Genomic DNA, 20914 nt, shown 5'->3' on the forward strand with positions numbered 1-20914 from the left:
TAAGCATGGCGATTTATAGCAATTCTCTTAACAATAATCGTTTGTACATATATTTGGAAAATGTAAGCCGACCCAATAAGATGTCGGTTTTTTATTGTCTGCGCGCCTAGATGCGCTTTTTTTATGCCTATAGGAAAGTGAGATGAGTCAAGAATCTGTATTGCGAATTACCATTGATTCACGAGAAGCAAAGCGGAATGCCGAGGCTCTTAATAGAGAACTGGTTAGCATTGAAAGAAATGGTGATTTCGCCACTAAATCAATGGATTCAATGTCTAGTTCTGCTCGTCAACTTGCAGGATATATGGCTGGCATTGTGACGGTAGGTGCAGCCATTAATAAAATGGATGCTTATACAGGGATTAGCAACAAATTAAAGCTTGTCACTGAGTCTCAAGAAGAACTCAATCAAGCAATGCAAGATACTTTTGCTATTGCTCAAAAATCTGCATCTTCATGGGGTGCTGTAAATGATGTTTATTCGAAATACATGTCAAATGCAAAAACCTTAAATTTAACTCAAGAACAAACAGCACGATTAACTGAAATTACCTCTAAAGCTGTGGCAATCAGCGGATCAACCACAGAGTCAGCGGCAGGAGCTTTATTTCAGTACGGTCAAGCGCTTGATGGCAATATTTTACGCGCTGAAGAATATAACAGCTTGGTTGATGGTGCTGGTGGTTTGCTTAATGCAATGGCAAAAGGCTTAGGTGTTACTCGTGGTGAATTACGCCAAATGATGCTTGATGGGAAGCTGACTGGCGAGGTTATTACGAAGGCACTTTTGAAAGCTGGTGAAAGTGTTGATGAGTTGTATAACAAGACTGATGTCACTATTGGGCAGTCACTTACTGTACTTTCAAACGAAGTTACTAAATTTACAGGTGAGACCGGAAAGGCCTCTGGTGCAGCATCTATTTTATCTAGCAGCATTCAAGTGCTGGCAAGCAACTTTAATGATATTGCTGGCATTGCGATGGTTGGCGGTGTTGCATTACTCACAAAGACTATTCTTTCTCAAGTAGTTGCTATTCAAGGGTATATTGCAAAATCTTTAGAGCGTCGTGCAGCAGAGCAAGTAGTAATTCAGAGTCAAATCAACTTGGCCGCATTAGAAGTACAGCGGACACGCCAAGTGGCTGCATTAGCCTTAACTGAGGTTAGCTTAGCTCGACAAGAGTTAAATAGTGCAATTACACGCCAAGAGCGTGCAGCAGCAACCATGCGCTTAACTCAGGCTGAAGTCGCTTTAGCAATAGCCCAAAAGCAAACCACATCAGCAACAGCCACACAAACAGCAGCTGAAAATGCACTTAATGCCTCTCGTTCACGTGGTGCTGCAATTCTTGGATTGGTTGGTGGTCCAGTGGGTGCGCTTACAATTGGTGTAACAGCTCTTGCGGCTGGATATATGTATTTCAGCAATAAAGCAGCTGATGCGAATGCAAAGCTTGAAGAACAAGGTAAAGTTGCAAATAAAACAACCCAAGAATTGCTTGCTTTAGATGGCGCTCAAAAACGAGCAGCGAAAAGTGATTTAGAGGAGTCATTTAAAGCACAAAACAAGGAATTAGAAACTCTAAATTCTCAGTTTAATGCTGCTGTTAATGATATTCGTACATACGCAACCCAGAATAATGTTGCTTATGAGTCACTTGATAAAATACGAGAGATTAGCGACAAGGTTCGTGCTGGACAAATAAGTCAGGCTGATGCAATCAAGGAGATTAACAAACTCTACTTTGTTAAACCTGAGCAAATTAAGGAGGTAACAAACCTTAATACCAAGTATGACGAGCAGGTTGTAAAAACCAAGAAAACATCAGATGCGTTATTTGTTTATGGTGAAAAGACGACCCTAGCTGGTAATGCTGCACAAAATGCAGCAACTAAAGTAGCTGGAAATACAAAAGAGTTAAAAAACAATGAAACTGCTGCACGGGATGCTTCAAAGGCACAAAAAGATTACTTTGACAGCTTACGCAATGATGTTCTAACCGCAAATGAGCGTCTCGCATATATGAACTTGGGTTATTCCAAGGAAGTTATCGATGAGATTAATAAGCTTCAGGAGGCCAAGCAAAAAGCACTTGGCGATGGTGCGACTGCAATCGTTACCACCGAAGAGATTAATAAAATTGCTCAAGCTCAAAAAGCTCTTGATGCGGTTAAGGATAAAGAGGATGAGATAGCTGAATCAAAGAAAAAGCAAAACAAGGAAGGCGAGAAGAAGCTTAAAATCACACAAGCTGAATTGGAAGTAGCAAAACGCTCTGCTGCTTTGGTTGAATCGAGTGGTTTGGGAAAGTATGCAGAAAGTAAAGGCATACCATCAAGCGTGATTGCAGGCTTATTGGCTCAGGAATCTGGTGGAATTAAGGGGGCTAAAAGTGATACTGGCGCAATAGGTTATTGGCAAACAACTAGCGCATATAGAAAGCAAAATAACTTGTCAGTTGCTGATAGTTATAATCTTGAAAAAACTGGTCGAGTTGTAATTGATAATCTTGCCAAGGTTTATGAAAAAACAGGTAACTTGGCTCAGGCAATACTTTCCCATAATGCAGGGGTAGCGGGTGCAGAGCAGTTCATAAAAACAGGCAAGGTATCAGGAAGCAAGATAAGAAATAAAGAAGTATCAGAGTATGTTGGCAAGGTTTCACGTTATTCCGACATCATTGCTGGTGGTATCGGCAAAGGTGGCTTGTCTGATGGTGATAGTGATAGGGCTTATGAAGAGCAAATTAGAGCGCGATTAGAGTTGGTTAAGCAGGGTTTAAACCTGCAAGATCAATATGAAAGTGAGCAAGCGAAGCGAACTAAGGCTCGTAACGAAGAAATTAATCTAGCACAGCAAACAGGTCAGGCCGATCTAATTCCAAAAATCAAAGAGCGTTATGCAGCTCAGGATGAAATTTCTCGACTGCAATTGGATGCAGAACTTAATTCATATAGGTGGACTGAGGACCAGAAACTTCAGAATACACATGATATTAATATTCAGCGACTTACTGCGGAAGGGCAGTATTCCGATAAGCAAAAAGCTTTGGTTAAGCAGGCTTTGGATGAGCAGTTGGCTTATGAATTGGAGGCCTATAAAAAACTTCAAGAGAAAAAGCTTATTGAGTTCAAGGTAGGGCTGCAAAATCAGACAGGCGAGTTGCAAAGATTAGCAATAGAGGCAACGGCAAAAAATACAATGTCATCACCCAGACTTGCTACTTGGCAGCTACAGGATGATTACAGCACTTCAACTGGGAATGCTTGGGATGACTACCAAAACGCTCAAAAAGAGGCTAACACAAAAGGTGACAATGGGCAGTATGTAAATGACGATAAAACCCGTAAAGAAATGCTGCTTGAAGCGGAAAGACAATATCAGTCTCAATTGTTAGCAATTAAGCAAAAAGCAGCTCAAGATGAAGCCATGTTACGTCAGCAACAACAGGCTGCAACCTTAGCTGGTTATGGCGCTATGTTTGGGATGGTTGGTTCTATGCTTGATGCGTATGGAGAAAAGTCTTCAGCATCTTATAGAATTGCATTTGCATTGCAAAAAGCATTTGTATTATCGAGTGCTTTATTGAATGCGAAAGGCGCAGTCATGGCCGCATGGAATGACCCATCCAATACAACTATCTGGTCTAAAATGGCTGCTGCCGCAGCTACAGTTATCCAGACTAATGACCTAATGTCAGCCATTCAAGGCGTTGTGCTTTCAGGCATGGCTCACGACGGCATAGACAACATTCCAAAAGAAGGCACATGGCTTTTAGATAAAGGTGAGCGCGTTGTTGATAGTCGAACCAATGCTGATTTGAAGGGCATGATTGCTAATCAAAAGAATGGTGGGGGTGATGTTCACATACAAGTCACTGTCACTGATTCAGGCGTTTCTACCCAATCAAACCAGTCGGATCAGAAGCAACTTGGCCAGATGATTGGTAATGCAGTTCGAGCTGTGATTCGCAGAGAGCAACGCCAAGGAGGTCTGTTATCTAAATGAGCAATCAAAAATTCACATGGTGTAATGACCTAGATGGCAACTCTCAAACTTCAAGCTTTAAAGTCCTTCAGTCCAGTTTTGGCGATGGATATACACAGCGAACAAGCGTTGGGATTAACAACAGGTCAGGCACATGGGCATACAAAAAAACTGGCAAGAAGGCTTTGATACAAGAGATTAAGGCCTTTTTTGATGACCACAAGGGGGCGGATTCGTTTCTTTGGGATTCGCCTTTGGATGGAGAAGTTCGTGTGGTTGCGGGGGATTACATGCCCGTTTGCTTAGGCGGTGAAATATGGTCAATTTCCACAACCTTTACACAAGATTTCAAACCTTAACTCTAATCAATTTTATGCCCTCAATCGAGGGCTTTTTTGTGGGCGTAAATTATGGCTAAGCAAACAATTAATCAAGGCACAGCACCAACTGGTGCTGGTGGTGATACTTTTAGAACTGGTTCCGCAAAACTACAGGCGAATGATGATGAGATTTATAACTATCTCGGCGATGGAGCCAATTTAAATAAATTGGGTACTGCTGCTTTTAAAAATACAGGCACTCAAGCGGGCAATGTGATGGAGGTTGGGGCGTTTGGGTTGGGTGGTTTATCGCCCTTTGTTACACAACCAGCCGATGTAAAACAGTCAGGCTTTTTTCATACACTTAATCACGATGATATGGCTTATTGTGCATTTTTAAATATCATGCACTCAGGACAAGATGTGTACAGGTGGCAACTGGGAGCGCCAATGGGTGATGCGACTTTATCCAAGTTGAAAGCACGTATTAGAACTGAGTCAGGCTGGTCATCTGAAGCAAAGATATGGAATCAGCATAATACAACTGTAGATTCAAACGGTTTTATCAAAGCAGCATCACCTATCGTTAAACTTTTTGCAGATAAAATTGAACTCAACGATGAAGCTCAACAGCAAGAAATTACGTTTGAAAAGCTAGGCGTGGGCGACTATTTAGTCAAAGGCTCAAGTGGCTTTGCGCAAGAAGGTTGGTACATTGAAACTCCGAAAGATGCTAATGGCAACCTGCTTGTCGCAGTGGTTTATGAGCAACTTGAGAATGGCGATATTAGTGTTAAGACGTATGACTATATGCTCAATAATAAAGGGCGCATTGTAGATGATACTGAAACGCCTTTAGATATCCCTGAAACACGTTGGATTGATTTGCGCTTGCAAGAGTTGCCACAACCTGAAATCGAAATCCCTGAACCAATTGCACCACCTGACTTTCAACCCACTGGTTTGGCTGAAGCGGTTGCTACAGTAATGGAGTCATACAATGACACTGAACAGTGATTTTCAGAAACTCTATGTAGATGGTCTGATCACGCTGTTTGAACTGGATGCTCGTACTTTAGGTGCGGGCATTTTACGTTTTCATGGTCATATCTCTTATGAAGATTGGGAGCGTATTTACAGCTATATCGGATCAGACGGGTTGCTCGGGGATACAGCTCAATTAATTGGTGAAGTGTTTGAAAGTGCTGAATCAAAAACATGGTATCGCAACATCATTTGGCAAGGTGAAACTTTCGAGCCGATGGCGCTTGAAGTGTCGGGTCTTGAGATGCGCTCAGATGGTAAAGCTTCAGCGCCAACTTTAAGCATGGAGAACAATATTGGCGGCATTCAAGGCGCTGTGTCTATTTACTGCTTACAGTTTGGCGACTTTGCAGGAGCAAAACTCAAAGTCATTACCACGCTGGCTAAATATCTGGATGCTGAAAACTTTAGTTCTGGCAATGCCACAGCTAATCCAAGCGAGAAGCGGGAGCAAATTTGGTTCATTGAGCAAAAGACTTCTGAAAATTCTCAGCAAGTGACGTTTGAACTTTCTAATCCAGTGGATTTTGAAGGGCTAAAAATACCAACGCGACAAATCTCAAATTACTGCAATTGGGAATATCGAAGTGAAGAATGTGGCTACATCGGATCTGCAATGTTTACTGAAAAAGACGAACCGACAGACAACCCTGCTTTAGATCGATGTAACTACAGAACGTCAGGCTGTCGTTGTCGAGAGAATGAGCTTCATTTTGGTGGATTCCCTGCATCCTCAATGGTGTAAAAATGAAATTAAATAAAAAATATTGTTTATGTGGTGGTGTATTTAAGCCCACTGGAATTGTATTAACTTCATGCCCGCCACAAATACAGCATCAATGCGATAAGTGCTCAAAAATAGAGGCATTCTATGAAACTAACCGCAAAACTTAAAAAAGCAATCCAGGCGCATGCTGCTGAAGTTTATCCAGATGAATGCTGCGGTGTGATTGTGAATAAGACATATATTCCATGTCGCAATATTTCAGACAATAAAGATCAGTTTGAAATTCATCATGAAGACTTGGCGCATGCTGAAGATCAAGGTGAGATTCAAGCCTATGTACATTCACATCCCAATGCTACAACATGTGCTTCGGATTTAGATTTACTGCAAATTGAACTTCATGAAAAGCCTTGGGTAATTTGTGCTTGGCCTGAAGTAGATTTCCAAGTCTATAAACCATGTGGCTATAAAGCGCCACTCATTGGCCGTGATTACCACCATGGATACCAAGATTGCTATTCAATAATTCGTGATTTTTATAATCGTGAGTTGGGTATTCAGTTGATTGATTTCGAGCGTAAAGATGATTGGTGGAGTGATAAAAACCACAAATCCCTTTATTTGGAAAATTTAGATGAAGCTGGATTTTATGAAGTCAAAGAACTTCAGTATGGTGACATGTTGGTGTGTAATGTTGGTCGCACAGAACACCCGAATCATGCTGTGATTTGGCTTGGTGATCAGTGGCAATTAAAGTCAGAAGAAAGCACAAGTTGTTTTGGTGGGCCATTGATTCTACATCACCCGTATGGCCGTAAATCTGTTCGTGAAATCTTTGGGCAACAATGGCAAGAGCGTGTTGTCAAAATTGTGAGGCATAAGAATGCTTAAAACGATCAAATTATATGGCGTACTGGGAAAGAAGTTTGGTAAAGAATTTCATCTAGCTGTTGAAAGCACTCGTGAAGCTGTAAAAGCGCTATCAGTACAAGTGCCCGGCTTTGAGAAATTCATGCTAACAGCTCATGAGCAAGGTCTTGCCTTTGCTGTCTTTCAAGATGACGAAAATATCAGTGAGGATCAAATCGACTTTGAGACTGGCGCCAAAGTTATCAAGATCGTGCCTAAAGTTATTGGGGCGGGTGGTAATGGAATATTGCAAACGATTCTTGGCGCGGTGATGGTTGTTGTAGGGGTTATCACACAGCAATATTGGGCCGTTGGTATGGGTATTGGCATGATGATTGGTGGTATAGCTCAAATGCTTGCCCCTAAGGTTGATACAGAAGATCAAAACCAAGACGGAAACAGGGCTAATAAAGGCTTTGGTGGAGCAGTCACCACTATCGCACAAGGCAATCCAGTTCCGATTCTGTATGGTCAGCGTGAAGTCGGTGGATTTATTGTGAATGCTGGTCAATTTGCAGTAGATACTTTTAGCTCTGCGGATGCTGGTTACACAGGCGGCGGCAGCAGCGGTGGAAAGAAATAATTTAAAAACACAGGCGCAATGAGCGCCTTTTTTATTGTCTAAGGATAAGTATGAACGCAGTAATTAAAGGCGCAAAAGGCGGTAGCAAAAGCCAAAGACAACCCAAAATTGCAAACGATACAACCGCTTCAAAAACCTATGCACGCTTACAGTATGGCATGAGTGAAGGAGAAGTTGAGGGCTTAGCAAATGGCTTTAAATCAATCTTCCTTGATGACACACCAGTTGAAAGCGATAGTGGTGCAAGAAACTTTCAAGATGTCACCCTAGATTTTCGCTCAGGCACCAATGACCAGACATACATGGAAGGCTTTGAAAGCATTGCTTCTGAAGCCGCTGTTGGAGTTGAACTTAAAAGTGATACGCCTTGGGTTAAAGGGATTACCAATCTTAATCTCGATGCCGTGATTGTAAGGGTGCGTTTTGGGGCTTTAAAAAAGCAAGACCCAAGCAATGGCGATGTTTCAGGTATTGTTATTGATTACTCGATTGAAGTACAAACTGACGGTGGTGCGTGGGAGTTAATGCTTGACACCAAAATGTCAGGAAAAACTTCAGCAAATTATGAGCGTACTCACCGTATCGGCTTGCCAAAAGCCAATAATAATTGGTTGATTCGCGTCACACGTAAAACACCGAACTCAAGCTCTGAATATGTCAGCGATAAGATGTATATTCAAGCAATTACTGAAGTTATCGATCTTAAACTTACATACCCAAATACCGCAGTGATCGGCGTGCAATATGATGCTGAGACATTCTCGAATATTGCCAAAATCGCAGTTGATTTAAAGGGTGTAAAGATCAGAGTGCCAAGCAACTATGATCCAGTAAGCCGAACTTACATCGGGATATGGGATGGTACATTTAAACGTGCTTATAGTAATAATCCAGCTTGGATTTACTATGACCTATGCACCAATAAGCGATATGCGCTTGGCAACCGTTTAACCGAGCAAATGATTGATAAATGGTCTTTATATCGTTTAGCTCAATACTGCGATCAGTTAGTGCCAGACGGCAAAGGTGGTCAGGAGCCGCGTTTTACCTGCAATGTGTATATTCAAAGTGCTGAATCTGCTTTTGATATTTTAAGCAAACTAGCAGGCGTATTCCGTGCGATTTCATATTGGGACGGCAATTCAATCGTATGTGATGCTGATTTACCACAAGATACTTATTTCACTTACACTCGCGCCAATGTCATTGATGGGCATTTTGAATATTCAGGCACCCGTGCGCGTGATCGTCACAATGCAGTCAAAGTCGCTTGGGATAACCCACAAAATCGCTATAAGACCGAATATGTATTTGTACGGGATGAAGCAGCGATTGCACGTGATCGAGGTGCAGTCAAACTGCTTGAGTTAGAGGCATGGGGTTGTACATCTGAGGGTCAGGCACAACGTGCAGGTCTTTGGGCTTTAAAATCTGAGCAGCTTGAAACCCGGACTGTGTCTTTTAAAGTTGGTCTTGATGGTTATATTCCACAGCCGGGCCGTGTCATTGAAATTGCAGACGAGCTTTTTGCTGGCCGTGCCAATGGCGGTCGTATTTCTGCTGTGAGTGCTGACCGCAAAATTATAACTTTAGATCGTGACGATGTGGTGTGTCGTGCAGGTGATCGACTGGTTGTAAATGGTGAAGATGGTAAAGCACAAGCTCGAATCGTGTCATCCGTAAATGGTCGCAATATCACAGTCACAGTGGCGTTTGATTCTGTTGCTGCCCAGAATGTCTGGGTTGTTGATGCACAAGATTTGAAAACTATGAAGTTTCGCGTCATGAGTATTACTCAAGACGACAAACATCAGTTCTCAATCACTGCTTTGCAATATGAATCAGCAAAATATGATGCGATTGATTTTGGTGCATTCATTGATGATCGTCCGATTTCCATTATTAATCCCACCGTTCAGGCGCCAGTCACCAATGTTTTAATTTCATCTGAAACCATGGTTCAACAAGGATTATCTATTGAAACAATGGTGATTGCTTGGGATCAGGCACAAGGTGCAACCAAGTATCAAGTTGAATGGCGCAAAGATGATGGCTCGTGGATTAAATTGCCAATCACAGGCAGTAATTCAGTAGAAGTTCAGGGTATTTATGCGGGCAACTATGAAGCGCGTGTGATTGCATTGTCTGCGTATGATGTGGCTTCTTTGCCAACATATTCAAATCTGACAGCATTGAAAGGTAAAGCAGGAAAACCACCAAAGCTGGCTTATATCAGTGCAACAGGCATTTTGTTTGGTATGCAATTGAACTGGGGCTTTCCAGCGGTTGGGGCTTTGGATACGGCTTATACCGAGATTCGAGTTTCACCCGATGGTCAAAGCAATATTGCGGTGTTGGGGCAGTTTGCCTATCCAACCAATGCCCATACGATTCAAGGTTTACAGCCGAATTTAACCCAATATTATCAAGCTCGATTGATTGATCGGATTGGCAATATTGGCGATTGGTCGGACTGGACGCATGCGACCACTTCAGCGGATGCTTCCGATGTGCTGGATATTTTATCGGGCAAGATTACTGATTCGCAGCTACATCAAGACCTGCAAACCAAGATTGACCGCATTGATACCGTTGATGGTGATATTGCCGACATTGTTCAAGCAGTACAGAACGTTGAAGATGGTTTGACACAAGAGCGTACTGAACGCCAGTCAGGTGATCAGGACGTATTGAATCAGTTGACCATTTACAAAGTCAGTAATGATCAAGCAGTTGCTGCTGTGGTTGAAGAAGTTGAAACCTTAACAACCGAGCAAGGAGCATTATCATCAAAAATTGATGGTGTGTTTGCCCAGGTGAACCCACCGATGATCGGATCAGAATCTGATTTGATCGGTAGTGAAGCAGGCTATGCCGGTGTGTGGTCAGAACAATCTGCGCGAATTGAAGGAGATATATCGCAAGCACAGCGGACTGAAACAGTACAAACCCAAGTGAATGAGAATCTGGCTTCAATTCAAGAAGTCTCATTGTCTGTCAATGGATTGTATGCTCAGAAGTACATCAAGCTTGATGTAAATGGCAAAGTTGCAGGTTGGGGTGGGACCAACACAGGTAAAGAATCGGATTTCATTCTGAACTTTGATTCATTTGCGATTGGCAGCGGAAATAGTGCTGGGTATTACCCATTTATCTTTAGAAATACGCCTTACACAGATCCATTAACTGGAACAGTATTCCCAGTAGGTGCTTATCTGAAATCAGCATTTATTGATTACGCGTCGATTGATACAGCCAATATTAAAGTTCTGGCCGTAAAATCCGCGCAGATTGATGATTTAGCTGTGACTTCAGCAAAGATTAATAACGCTGCAATTACCACAGCTAAAATTAATGATGCTGCAATTACCACAGCTAAGATTGGTGATCTTCAAGTAAGTACGCTGAAGATTCAAGATAATGCAGTAACTGTGCCTATTTATGTCAATGACACCGCCACATGGAACAAAACGCTCACTAATGCAGAGCAAAACACGTGGATAGCCGCCAGCACAGCTACCCTATGGGGCATTAAGGCTGGTCAGCCTGTGTACTTGTTTGTAAACCGGGGTGCTGTAAATCCAAATTCCATCGATCAGTCTCAAGTTTATGCGGCTGTTCAGTACGGCTATGGACAAAATGGCTATGTGATGTGCGGCTTATTTGTAGGAGAGTCATTAAGTCGCCTTATCGGGAGTGGTAGAGGTAAAACATGGAGTTCTGGCAGTGATATTTACAATGAGGACGCTGTGTATGTTTTGAGCGAAACTGTTATGAATCATTACTTTGTGTCCACTACAGACAACCCTACTGTATCTATTCGCTTTAAGGTGTATGGCGGCTACAACTCCAGTAGTTTCCCATGCGTAGTAAATAAACAGAATGCCGTAACGTGGTTAGCTTTAGGGGTGAAAAAATAATGAAATTTTACACAAGTATGTTGTTAATTTCGGAAATGGGTCAAGTGCTTACCAATTATAAGGGTAAATTTGATGATGATGATGTTGCCTCTCTGAAAGGTAGCATCGACCCATCTGTAACTGTACTTCTAAATGTACAACCACCGGAAGAACAGTGTTTTTACGATCATGTTTCAGAGACCTTTGTTCGGCTTCCTGAGCAGCCGTCGCAAAATCATATTTTTGATTTTAAAATCAAAACTTGGCTTGATGCTCGATCAATTGCTGAAATCAAAGAGCAAAAATGGTCTGAAATTAAATCACAGCGTGATCAGCTAGAGTTTGGAGGCTTTGAGTTTGAAGGCAATATATATGATTCAGATCAGGTATCACAAGGACGAATCCTTGGTGCTGCATCCGCTGGTTTAAGTCAGGTATGGACCTTGGCTGATAATACAATCGTCAATCTCACTGCAGAGCAACTGGTTCAGCTTTATCAGGCATTACAAATCCATATCGCAATCGCACATGAGCGCGGGCGAACAGCTCGGGAAGCGATAATGTCCGCAACCACGAAAGAAGATGTTGATGCTGTAACGCTATAAACCACTAATGAGATTTTCAAAGCACCCAATCGGGTGCTTTTTTTTATGCCAAAAAATATAGGGGGCGAAATGTCTGAAACCACCGCAGCGGTAGCGGAAACATCCGCAGCAGCTTTAGGATCAAAAGCAACAGTAACCGGCGGTGCGGCAAGTGCAGCCGGTTTTTTTATGGGTATCGATTGGATAGGGTGGGTTGGTATTGGGGTTGCAGTACTTGGTTTGCTTATCAATGTTTATTTTTCATGGCAGCGGAATCAGCGTGAAAAAGAGATTCATGAGCTGACAAAGCGAAAATTGAATGGTGAATGTAATGTCAAAGACTAAAATCTCAGTCGCAATATTAGCAGCTTCGGCTGCTTTTTTTACGTCTTTAGAAATTCGAGAAGGATACTCAGCAAAACCCTATAAAGATGGTGGTGGAGTAGTCACTCAAGGCATCGGCTCAACCGTAAAACCCAATGGCCAGCCCCTCAAAATGACTGATCCGCCAATCACACGAAAAGTTGCCCAGGAGTGGGCAAAAGCGCATGTGGCCAAAGACGAGATTGCTTTCCGAAAATCACTGCATGGCGTGAAATTGTCTCAAGTTGAATATGACACCTATCTGGACTTCACATACAACTTTGGCCAAGCCAACTGGAATCAATCCTCAATGCTTCGCAATCTAAAGCAGGGCAAATACGTGCAAGCCTGCCAGTCTCTTTTGAAGTGGAAATATGTAGCCAAGCGCGATTGCTCAGTCCGATCCAACAACTGCTATGGCGTTTGGACCCGGCAAGTTGATCGTTATCAAAAATGTATAGGGGCACAATAATGAATGAGTTTAAAAAAGTAAGTAATGTTTTGCTTGAATCAAATGGTATCTATTTCATTGAGTGCCCAGGATGTAAAACCTTACATCCTATCCATGTTGGTGAGCAGCATCGCATCCGATGGGGTTTTAATGGGAATTTAGATGCTCCAACATTCACCCCATCATTGATGGTAAATCAAGGTCATCCAAGCCAATGTCACTCATTTATCACTGACGGGAAGATTCAATTCTTATCTGATTGTAATCACAGTTTAGCTGGTAAAACCGTTGATTTACTGCCAGTGGAGGAATTCTAATGCCAATACTTTTAGTCTTATGGAAATTCAAATACTGGGTCGCAATAGCGATCCTTTCTTTTTTATGGTTGGGCCAAATTGCTTATACCAATCATTTGTCCGGGAAGATTCAAGATGCCGAATCAAGGTGCCAGGCCAAAATTCAAAAAATTGAACAGCAACATTTAAAAGCCTTGGCTGAAAAACAGAATGCCATTAACCAGGTGAGTGCAGATTATGAAAAAGCAAAATCAGAACAGCGAGTACAAGTCGAAACCGTTACACGTGAAGTGCAAAAGATCATTGATCGTCCTGTGTATCAGCAGCATTGTTTTGACGCTTCTGGGGTGTCAGCAATCAACTCACTTATCACCAGTGATTCCAGCGAACCTCCTTGAATCTTGTTCTGATTTACAAAAATTAGAATCCGGGCAGGGTAAAGCGGTGATGTTATGGTCTATTGATACCGTAGCAAAATATAATGATTGTAAAGCACGTCATGGTGCAATTGTGAAGGCCATCAAGTGAGCTATTAGGAAGGTATTTCAATTAATATGAAATACCTTCCTCTTGCTTATTTAGATTTTTTAACATCAGTTTCTTTAAATTCATCATCACTGTTTTTTGAATTTTCAGTCTTTATATTTTTGGATTCAGATGGAAAATCCAGAGTTGGGATAATCGGCATTGCTAATGCTGAAACACATGCAAAGGGCGATAGTGTTATTAATATTGCGAGAAAATTGCGTTTTAAACCGAACATAATATTACCTTAAAAGTAAAATAAAGAATATTTAATCTAACCAATTAAATAGTTATTTGATTTAACAGAGAATATTATGGTTCGAGTATCACCAGAACTTGGTATTTTATATCATGTAGAGCGGTTCTTATGTCTAATAGAAAATGTATTGACATTAATTCTGAAGCTAGATCAGTAAGGATTAAAGATCTATATTGGTATTATTAAAGCCCTCAAGTGAGGGCTTTATCCCTTCCACCCATCTACCATATCAGCCCAATCCTGCATCATTTCCCGTCTTTCCTCTAAGTTTTGCGCATGGTTGTATGTGCCGCGTACTGCATTTTTATCTACGTGTGCAAGCTGTAATTCAATCCATTCCGATGCATAACCTGCCTCATGCAATAATGTTGAAGCAGTGGCACGAAAGTCATGGGCCGTTAGTGTCTCAAAACCCATAGAGCGTAATGCGGCATTAATCGTGGTTTTGTTCATAATTTTTGATTTATTGAACACTGAGCAAAACACATACTCATCATTAGACTGCTCTTGCTGTGATTTGAGAATCTTGATCATTTGATTGCTTAGTGGAACCAGGTGCATGCGGTTCATTTTGATATTGCGCTCACCCTGATCCAGCTGCTCTTTTGTTGCTGGTGGGATAGTGATTAATCTTTTATCTAAGTCCACCCAATCCCACCTTAAACGGCAAATTTCAATCGACCGCATCATTGAGTACATTAAGAGCATGATTGCATTTTTGACCATTTCAGTGCTTCGGCTATTTTTAATCGCACTATTAAACCGTGCTTTTTCTTCATCGGTCAGCGGTCTTGCTGTTTCTTTTGGTGGTCTTTCTACAGTTTGTCCAAGCGATATTGCAGGATTACTTTCACAGCGCAAATTAGCGATAGCATAGTTAAAAATAGAGTTCACCAGCTGCCGATTTCGGATAGCGGTACTTTCTCCGGTGCCGTGATTCATTTGCTTGGATACGCGCTTAATCGTATCTTTCTGCATCCTCAGCACATCATGCGGTGTAATCGCTTTTATGTCTTTATTACCAAAAGCGGGGAGCAAGTCTCTTTCGAAAGCCTTCTCTACGGTGCGCCTGAATGATTCCGATCGCTTATTTTTCTTTGTTTCATACCACTCAAGGGCGATATCCCTAAAAGTGGACTCGGCCTTTAATTTAGCCTGTTCTTTTTCTTCAATACGGTATTTAGCCGGGTCAATATTTTGATCCAGCAATGCTTTCTGCTCTACTGTTTTTTGGCGTGCGGTAGCCAAGCCCACAATCGGATATTCACCCAAACTCAACATAGAAGCCTTCCCGAGAAAGCGATAGCGAAAACGCCAGTGCTTTGATCCATTTGGCCGTACTTCTAAACATAGGCCGGAATGATCTGCAACCCGATACATTTTATCGCGTGGTTTTAATTGTTTGATCTTGGTATCATTTAGCATAAGTTGTGAGTAACGAAGTGTCGAAAGCTTGTTACTCACAATCTTACTCACATATTGATTTAATGCAATTGATCTTTATTGAGCGTTATTGAGATTATAAAAATAACTATGTATTTGTTTATTGTTTTAATTGAGCTTTATTGTGCCTTGTTAATTATTGGTGTTTCTTCTCGATCATTAAAAGCATGAGCTAACCTATTGAAATTTGCGCACATATATGTGCTCGAATAGTCCAAGAATACTCGCATGATTCAGATTTTCACTGCCTGGTCCAACTTAAACTAAAGGCAGTAAAACGGCTAAAAAAATGGAGTGCGAATCATCATAGCAAAAAATAAACATTTTCGGCTGAACTATTTCCATGATAATGATTTTATAGAAATCACTACATGAGAATAAGCTGATTTATTTGCATTTTATGTTGAAGAAAATTCATTGAAGATGAGGTTAATCATCTTATGTTATTTTGAAAATACGCTACAAGTACCATCCCCATTTGAAAGCTTAATATAAGATACTTAGTTTGTATTAGTAATAAACTATTTTTAAGTAAGTATAGGGCTGGTTAAATTAATGTGATTGAAGTTTGGCTTCATAAAGGTTCATAAAACTGTTGCAATCAGATTAGCAGCTTGTCACCAAAATGGCGCAGAGTATTTCACGCTTGCGACTGTTTGAAATATCTGCAATTTAAGGGCCAAAAATAAAAAACATATCTATAATAATAAGATAGCTTGTATTTATGCTTTAGGTGAGTTTTAGCTTGAAATAGAAAATGCTGAAAATATTCAATAATGAAATCATTAACATGACAGAAAATAAATTATTAAGAATTTATTTTAAGCGGAACTGATGGATATTCAGGCAAATCGCAAGAAAAATAGGACTCTTATAAAAGGGAAAAATAAATATGCACCAATTTGATACACTAAAAGCTACTTTTCAAGTAAATGTGATTATGAGTGTTTGAATATGGTGCATTTAGATTTACACACAGTATAATAGCAACAAAGCAAAAGGCTCAAATCTTCTATTCTGATAAAGAATTCAATATTTTAGCTTTGCTTTTTAAAAGTTGGTACGAGAATTGCTTTATAGACACCAACTACTAACACGCACTTAGCAGGTGCAACAAAAAATCATCGGAGCAAAATGAGCATGGCGAACAAGGTCCTTCAACTCATCCAAGAAAGTGGCGCAAAATGGGTCGATTTTCGCTTTACTGATACTAAGGGTAAAGAGCAGCATGTAACTTACCCTGCAGATACAATCGACGAAGATACTTTTGAAGACGGTAAAATGTTTGACGGTTCTTCAATTGCTGGTTGGAAAGGCATTGAAGCATCTGACATGATCTTGCGTCCAGACGCTGAAACATGTTTCCTTGACCCGTTCTTCGCTGAAGCTACAGTTGTGGTAACTTGTGACGTAATCGAGCCATCTACTGGTCAAGGTTATGAACGTGACCCACGCTCTATCGCTCGCCGTGCAGAAGAATACTTAAAATCAACAGGTATCGGTGATACTGCATTCTTCGGTCCAGAACCAGAATTCTTCGTTTTTGACGAAGTAAAATGGGACATCGACATGTCTGGCGCGCGCCACACATTGATCGCTGAAGAAGCTGCCTGGTCTACTGGTAAAGATTACGAAGCTGGTAACTCTGGTCACCGTCCACGTGTTAAAGGCGGTTACTTCCCAGTTCCTCCTGTAGATTCTTCACAAGATATGCGTGCTGATATGTGTGCCCGTATTGAAGACATCATGGGTCCAGGTCGTGTAGAAGTACATCACCATGAAGTTGCATCTTGCCAGTTAGAAATTGGTGTGAGCTTCAATACTATGGTGCGTAAAGCTGACGAAGTTCAACAGTTTAAATATGCAGTTTGGAACGTTGCACACCAATATGCTAAAACTGCGACTTTCATGCCTAAACCAATGGTAGGTGACAACGGTTCTGGTATGCACGTGCATATGTCAATCTCTAAAGATGGCAAGAACCTGTTTGCTGGTGACGAATATGCAGGCCTTTCTGAAATGGCATTGTACTTCATCGGCGGTGTGATCAAACATGCTCGTTCATTGAATGCGATCACTAACCCATCTACTAACTCGTACAAACGTTTAGTTCCGCATTTCGAAGCACCGATCATGCTTGCTTACTCAGCACGTAACCGTTCTGCTTCTATCCGTATTCCTTACGTTTCTAGCCCTAAAGGCAAGCGTATTGAAGCACGTTTCCCAGATCCAATGATGAACCCGTACTTAGGTTTCGCTGCATTGTTGATGGCTGGTCTTGACGGTATTCAGAACAAGATTCACCCAGGTGAAGCTGCTGACAAGAACTTGTATGATCTTCCTCCTGAAGAAGAAGCTAAAATCCCTACAGTGGCTCACAGCCTGGATATGGCGCTTGAAGCTCTTGCAGCCGATCATGATTACCTGCTTAAAGGTGGCGTGTTCACTAAAGAAATGCTTGAAGCCTATATCGAACTTAAAACTGAAGAAGTACGTCGTCTGAACACGACTACTCACCCAGTTGAATTTGATATGTATTACAGCCTGTAATTCATATTCGAATTTAGGTTCAAGAAAAACCCGCGCTTGTCGCGGGTTTTTTTTGTATGATCTATTCAAATTACTTGAAGTATGTACACGACTATGGCGCAGCGTAAAAAGCACACCGGTTTCTTTCCTTGGATTGATCCAAAGGATCATGAAAAAGGATTTAAACTGAACTTTTCAGACGTGACTTATATTGAGGTTGGGCGAACAGTGGAAGGTTATAAGCAAGCTGAATTCATCGCTTTGAAAAATCCTGAGCTGGCTCTGGATTATGCTTATCCTAAAAGTTTTTATTTAACTGCCGAAGGCATGATTTTAATTAAAACTCCGCAGGGAAAATTTGAAGTCATCGCCAAAACAGACAACAGTTAAACCAAAATTTCATTTTAAATTAAATGATAACAAATAAACTCCAGTCTTCTGAATATCATTTAAACTGTGTATAAATTTTCATATTTTTAAGAGCTTTATGGTTATGCGTGAACCGCTTGCATACGCAAATCAAAATTCAACTATTTTACCTGCATTAAAATCGTGGTTATATGCTTCAGGTTCACTGACACAACAATTAACCGATTTTGCGGGTGGGGTATTCAAGGTCCAGCCTATTGAAGAGCACTATCAGCGGCTTCTACGTGCCGATGCACAATGGATGAATATGCCGCATCAGCATACATCTTGGGTACGTGAAAGCTATTTATATGGTTGTGATGCAGAGCCGTGGGTCAAAGCGAAAAGCATTTTTCCAATCCTAAGCTTGCAGCGTCGGGCACGCCTTTTTAAGCATATTGGTAAAAAACCTATAGGATGGTTTTTATTTCAACGCACAAACCCTATATGTCAGCGTCGTGTCATTCTGCTGGAAGATGGCTGGACACGGCAAAGTTGCTATACTTGGCATGGTTGTAAATTTATTGTGCAGGAAACTTTTTTACCTGCATTTGAGCAATTTATTCAACAAAAAATTAAACAGTAATCTGGTTAAGGATTGTCATGGCAACTGCGCATCAAATTACCTGGCGTGAACGCCTGGAAGCTTATTATTATCTCTGTCGTTTTGATAAGCCGATTGGTACGGAACTGGTGTTTTGGCCAACCATGTGGGCGCTATGGATTGCCAATCAGGGTATGCCATCCATCAGCATTTTGATTCCCATGATTTTGGGCACGATTTTTATGCGTGCGGCAGGCTGTGCCATTAATGATTTTGCCGACCGTAAAGTCGATGCACATGTGGAACGGACTAAAACCCGTCCACTGGCGACCGGAATTATCAGTGCTCAAGAAGCAATATATGTATTTTTAGCTCTGGTTGCTGCCAGTGCCTGTATGTTGTTCTTTTTGCCGATTGAAACCTTTTACTGGTCATTTGGGGCGTTGTTTCTGGCATTTATCTATCCGTTTATGAAACGCTATACCCACTTGCCACAAGTCTTTCTTGGCGCGGCATTTTCATGGTCTATTCCGATGGCCTATACCGCAGTTGGACAGACACCGGATTTAACCTGCTGGCTTCTGTACTTTGGTAATCTGGCCTGGACCGTAGCTTATGATACTCAATATGCCATTACCGACCGTGAATATGATTTAAAGATCGGGGTAAAATCCACAGCGATTTTATTTGGTAAATATGACATTGAAATTATTTCTTTATTGCAAGTTATTAGCCTTGTATTGATTGGCAGTGCCCTGTATTTGGAAAGTCTGTTGATGCCATTGGGTTTAATCGCATTGCTATGCGTTGCTGCAGATTTTATCTATCAGTGGAGCAAAACCCATGATCGTGATCCACAGCGCTGTTTTTGGGCATTCCGTCATAATCGCTGGGTAGGTGTTATGATTTTTGCCGGAATTTTTCTCGCTTTGTTTTAGTGATTATTTGAAGTAAAAATCGTCATAAAAAAGTATCCGTATGGATACTTTTTTATTATGGGTTAAATGTAGGCTGCGACATCAGCTCAACTGAGTTTGTATTTTTAGTTCCCGGGTAATGAACTGTAATGCGGCATTTTTTGAATTTTTTCTAAAACTGGCATACAGCTGCAAGGTAGGAAGTTCGAATTCGGTCGCAACCACTTGCACATGATCGCCGAGAAATTTGAGCAGGTATTCCGGGACGAAACTAAAGCCCAAGCCCATATTGATCATGTTGATATGTTGCAGAACATTGGTCACCCAGAGCATCTGATGATGCGGTAGATGTTTAAGCTGCAATTGTTGATTGATTTTTTCATAAAATACTGGCGAAGCGCTTTGCTCACACATGATGATGTTCTGTTTTCTCAGGTACTCACGGTTGATCTGATGTTTAGAGGGATGTAATTTTTCTGCTGCTACAACATAGATTTTTTCAGTCAGTAAGCACAGGTTTTCATAATCATCATGCTGAATGGCGTAACGAGTAAAGGTCAGGTCTAGCTCAGCATTTTTTAGGCGCTGAATCTGCTCAAGGCAGGTCAGGCTTTGTACATGGATCTGCAGATCCGGAATTTGCTGCTTGAGTTTGTCTAGAATTAACGGCATGACCTTCAGTTCTGCCACATTTAAAAAGCCAATATAAATCTGGTTGTTTTTGTTATATGCCACCTGTCGTGCAGCGGAGATAGCGAGCTGGGCGCTTTCAAGTGCATTCTGTGCATAAGGCAAAAAGGCTTCACCTTCATCAGTTAGACGGATTTTTTTAGCAGAGCGGTCAAACAGTAATACCCCAACTTCTTCTTCCAGGTCTTTAATCTGCTGGCTTAATGAAGGTTGTGCGGTAAACATTTTTTCGGCCGCCTTGGTGAAACTGCCTTGCTGAACTACGCTGACAAAATATCTTAAATGACGTAATTCCATAATTCACCACACCTATAAACCCGATTGCACAGTCTCTTTCTGAGCTGATGCTGCAAATCAGATTATGAAATGTGGCAGACCTAAAAACTATGCAACCATAGTTTAAGTCTATGGGTGTTCTGCAAAATAACGTGGTTG

19 protein-coding genes are annotated in these 20914 nt (G+C 41.3%); 16 read left to right on the forward strand and 3 right to left on the reverse strand.

The features are described from left to right. Nucleotides 1–142 precede the first annotated feature (142 nt). The 12 genes from JFY49_RS05330 (at nt 143) to JFY49_RS05385 (ending at nt 13562) form a co-directional block, all read left to right on the forward strand. The gene (locus tag JFY49_RS05330; RefSeq protein WP_200224262.1) at nt 143–4009 is read left to right on the forward strand and encodes a tape measure protein; all 3867 of its coding nucleotides are present in this window, start codon (nt 143–145) and stop codon (nt 4007–4009) included. Then, nucleotides 4006–4347: a phage tail protein gene (locus tag JFY49_RS05335; protein WP_200224264.1), complete on the forward strand. Its 342-nt coding sequence runs from the start codon at nt 4006–4008 to the stop codon at nt 4345–4347. The genes JFY49_RS05330 and JFY49_RS05335 overlap by 4 nt, the downstream gene beginning before the upstream one ends. A 51-nt stretch (nt 4348–4398) precedes the next feature. Continuing rightward, nucleotides 4399–5325, forward strand: coding sequence for a phage tail protein (locus JFY49_RS05340; RefSeq protein WP_200224267.1), 927 nt, complete (start codon nt 4399–4401; stop codon nt 5323–5325). After that, complete coding sequence (locus JFY49_RS05345; RefSeq protein WP_200224268.1) at nt 5309–6097, forward strand: phage minor tail protein L; 789 nt, start codon at nt 5309–5311, stop codon at nt 6095–6097. The genes JFY49_RS05340 and JFY49_RS05345 overlap by 17 nt, the downstream gene beginning before the upstream one ends. A gap of 126 nt (nt 6098–6223) precedes the next feature. Then, complete coding sequence (locus JFY49_RS05350; protein WP_200224271.1) at nt 6224–6970, forward strand: C40 family peptidase; 747 nt, start codon at nt 6224–6226, stop codon at nt 6968–6970. Beyond that, nucleotides 6963–7571 carry a tail assembly protein gene (locus tag JFY49_RS05355; RefSeq protein WP_200224274.1) on the forward strand — a complete coding sequence of 203 codons (609 nt, stop codon included), beginning with the start codon at nt 6963–6965 and terminating at the stop codon, nt 7569–7571. The genes JFY49_RS05350 and JFY49_RS05355 overlap by 8 nt, the downstream gene beginning before the upstream one ends. A gap of 50 nt (nt 7572–7621) precedes the next feature. Beyond that, the gene (locus JFY49_RS05360; RefSeq protein ID WP_200224277.1) at nt 7622–11491 is read left to right on the forward strand and encodes a host specificity protein J; all 3870 of its coding nucleotides are present in this window, start codon (nt 7622–7624) and stop codon (nt 11489–11491) included. Next, the gene (locus JFY49_RS05365) at nt 11491–12075 is read left to right on the forward strand and encodes a DUF4376 domain-containing protein (RefSeq protein WP_227609549.1); all 585 of its coding nucleotides are present in this window, start codon (nt 11491–11493) and stop codon (nt 12073–12075) included. The genes JFY49_RS05360 and JFY49_RS05365 overlap by 1 nt, the downstream gene beginning before the upstream one ends. Before the next feature lie 69 nt (nt 12076–12144). Then, on the forward strand, nt 12145–12399 hold the full coding sequence (locus JFY49_RS05370) for a holin (protein WP_200224280.1): 255 nt from the start codon (nt 12145–12147) through the stop codon (nt 12397–12399). Continuing rightward, on the forward strand, nt 12386–12889 hold the full coding sequence (locus tag JFY49_RS05375) for a lysozyme (protein ID WP_200224283.1): 504 nt from the start codon (nt 12386–12388) through the stop codon (nt 12887–12889). The genes JFY49_RS05370 and JFY49_RS05375 overlap by 14 nt, the downstream gene beginning before the upstream one ends. Next, nucleotides 12889–13185: a DUF6527 family protein gene (locus tag JFY49_RS05380; protein WP_200224286.1), complete on the forward strand. Its 297-nt coding sequence runs from the start codon at nt 12889–12891 to the stop codon at nt 13183–13185. The genes JFY49_RS05375 and JFY49_RS05380 overlap by 1 nt, the downstream gene beginning before the upstream one ends. Beyond that, on the forward strand, nt 13185–13562 hold the full coding sequence (locus JFY49_RS05385) for a hypothetical protein (protein WP_200224288.1): 378 nt from the start codon (nt 13185–13187) through the stop codon (nt 13560–13562). The genes JFY49_RS05380 and JFY49_RS05385 overlap by 1 nt, the downstream gene beginning before the upstream one ends. 176 nt (nt 13563–13738) lie before the next feature. Here the strand turns inward: JFY49_RS05385 and JFY49_RS05390 are convergent, their stop codons facing one another. After that, nucleotides 13739–13927: a hypothetical protein gene (locus tag JFY49_RS05390; RefSeq protein ID WP_200224290.1), complete on the reverse strand. Its 189-nt coding sequence runs from the start codon at nt 13925–13927 to the stop codon at nt 13739–13741. Nucleotides 13928–14152: 225 nt separating this feature from the next. Next, on the reverse strand, nt 14153–15373 hold the full coding sequence (locus JFY49_RS05395) for a tyrosine-type recombinase/integrase (protein ID WP_200224803.1): 1221 nt from the start codon (nt 15371–15373) through the stop codon (nt 14153–14155). A 1152-nt stretch (nt 15374–16525) separates the two neighbouring features. Here JFY49_RS05395 and glnA point away from each other — a divergent pair. From glnA to ubiA, 4 genes are all read left to right on the forward strand, one after another. Next, nucleotides 16526–17941: a type I glutamate--ammonia ligase gene (gene glnA, locus JFY49_RS05400; RefSeq protein WP_171263131.1), complete on the forward strand. Its 1416-nt coding sequence runs from the start codon at nt 16526–16528 to the stop codon at nt 17939–17941. A 93-nt stretch (nt 17942–18034) separates the two neighbouring features. Further along, complete coding sequence (locus JFY49_RS05405) at nt 18035–18310, forward strand: hypothetical protein (protein ID WP_200224805.1); 276 nt, start codon at nt 18035–18037, stop codon at nt 18308–18310. 103 nt (nt 18311–18413) lie between these two features. After that, a complete protein-coding gene (locus tag JFY49_RS05410; protein ID WP_086194986.1) occupies nt 18414–18914 on the forward strand; it encodes a chorismate--pyruvate lyase family protein in 501 nt (166 codons plus the stop codon). Between the two features lie 17 nt (nt 18915–18931). Next, on the forward strand, nt 18932–19810 hold the full coding sequence (gene ubiA / locus JFY49_RS05415) for a 4-hydroxybenzoate octaprenyltransferase (RefSeq protein ID WP_200224292.1): 879 nt from the start codon (nt 18932–18934) through the stop codon (nt 19808–19810). An 81-nt stretch (nt 19811–19891) separates the two neighbouring features. On the opposite strand, the gene JFY49_RS05420 is transcribed toward ubiA, so the two are convergent. Further along, complete coding sequence (locus JFY49_RS05420) at nt 19892–20776, reverse strand: LysR family transcriptional regulator (RefSeq protein ID WP_200224293.1); 885 nt, start codon at nt 20774–20776, stop codon at nt 19892–19894. Between the last annotated feature and the right edge of the window lie 138 nt (nt 20777–20914).

The organism is Acinetobacter sp. CS-2 (assembly GCF_016599715.1).
Lineage (GTDB): Bacteria > Pseudomonadota > Gammaproteobacteria > Pseudomonadales > Moraxellaceae > Acinetobacter.

Bases quoted from the DNA above. Each gene is read 5' to 3' on its own strand.
- JFY49_RS05330 (WP_200224262.1), top strand. From the start codon at position 143: ATGAGTCAAGAATCTGTATTGCGAATTACCATTGATTCACGAGAAGCA.
- JFY49_RS05335 (WP_200224264.1), top strand. From the start codon at position 4,006: ATGAGCAATCAAAAATTCACATGGTGTAATGACCTAGATGGCAACTCT.
- JFY49_RS05340 (WP_200224267.1), top strand. From the start codon at position 4,399: ATGGCTAAGCAAACAATTAATCAAGGCACAGCACCAACTGGTGCTGGT.
- JFY49_RS05345 (WP_200224268.1), top strand. From the start codon at position 5,309: ATGACACTGAACAGTGATTTTCAGAAACTCTATGTAGATGGTCTGATC.
- JFY49_RS05350 (WP_200224271.1), top strand. From the start codon at position 6,224: ATGAAACTAACCGCAAAACTTAAAAAAGCAATCCAGGCGCATGCTGCT.
- JFY49_RS05355 (WP_200224274.1), top strand. From the start codon at position 6,963: ATGCTTAAAACGATCAAATTATATGGCGTACTGGGAAAGAAGTTTGGT.
- JFY49_RS05360 (WP_200224277.1), top strand. From the start codon at position 7,622: ATGAACGCAGTAATTAAAGGCGCAAAAGGCGGTAGCAAAAGCCAAAGA.
- JFY49_RS05365 (WP_227609549.1), top strand. From the start codon at position 11,491: ATGAAATTTTACACAAGTATGTTGTTAATTTCGGAAATGGGTCAAGTG.
- JFY49_RS05370 (WP_200224280.1), top strand. From the start codon at position 12,145: ATGTCTGAAACCACCGCAGCGGTAGCGGAAACATCCGCAGCAGCTTTA.
- JFY49_RS05375 (WP_200224283.1), top strand. From the start codon at position 12,386: ATGTCAAAGACTAAAATCTCAGTCGCAATATTAGCAGCTTCGGCTGCT.
- JFY49_RS05380 (WP_200224286.1), top strand. From the start codon at position 12,889: ATGAATGAGTTTAAAAAAGTAAGTAATGTTTTGCTTGAATCAAATGGT.
- JFY49_RS05385 (WP_200224288.1), top strand. From the start codon at position 13,185: ATGCCAATACTTTTAGTCTTATGGAAATTCAAATACTGGGTCGCAATA.
- JFY49_RS05390 (WP_200224290.1), bottom strand. From the start codon at position 13,927: ATGTTCGGTTTAAAACGCAATTTTCTCGCAATATTAATAACACTATCG.
- JFY49_RS05395 (WP_200224803.1), bottom strand. From the start codon at position 15,373: ATGCTAAATGATACCAAGATCAAACAATTAAAACCACGCGATAAAATG.
- glnA (WP_171263131.1), top strand. From the start codon at position 16,526: ATGAGCATGGCGAACAAGGTCCTTCAACTCATCCAAGAAAGTGGCGCA.
- JFY49_RS05405 (WP_200224805.1), top strand. From the start codon at position 18,035: ATGGCGCAGCGTAAAAAGCACACCGGTTTCTTTCCTTGGATTGATCCA.
- JFY49_RS05410 (WP_086194986.1), top strand. From the start codon at position 18,414: ATGCGTGAACCGCTTGCATACGCAAATCAAAATTCAACTATTTTACCT.
- ubiA (WP_200224292.1), top strand. From the start codon at position 18,932: ATGGCAACTGCGCATCAAATTACCTGGCGTGAACGCCTGGAAGCTTAT.
- JFY49_RS05420 (WP_200224293.1), bottom strand. From the start codon at position 20,776: ATGGAATTACGTCATTTAAGATATTTTGTCAGCGTAGTTCAGCAAGGC.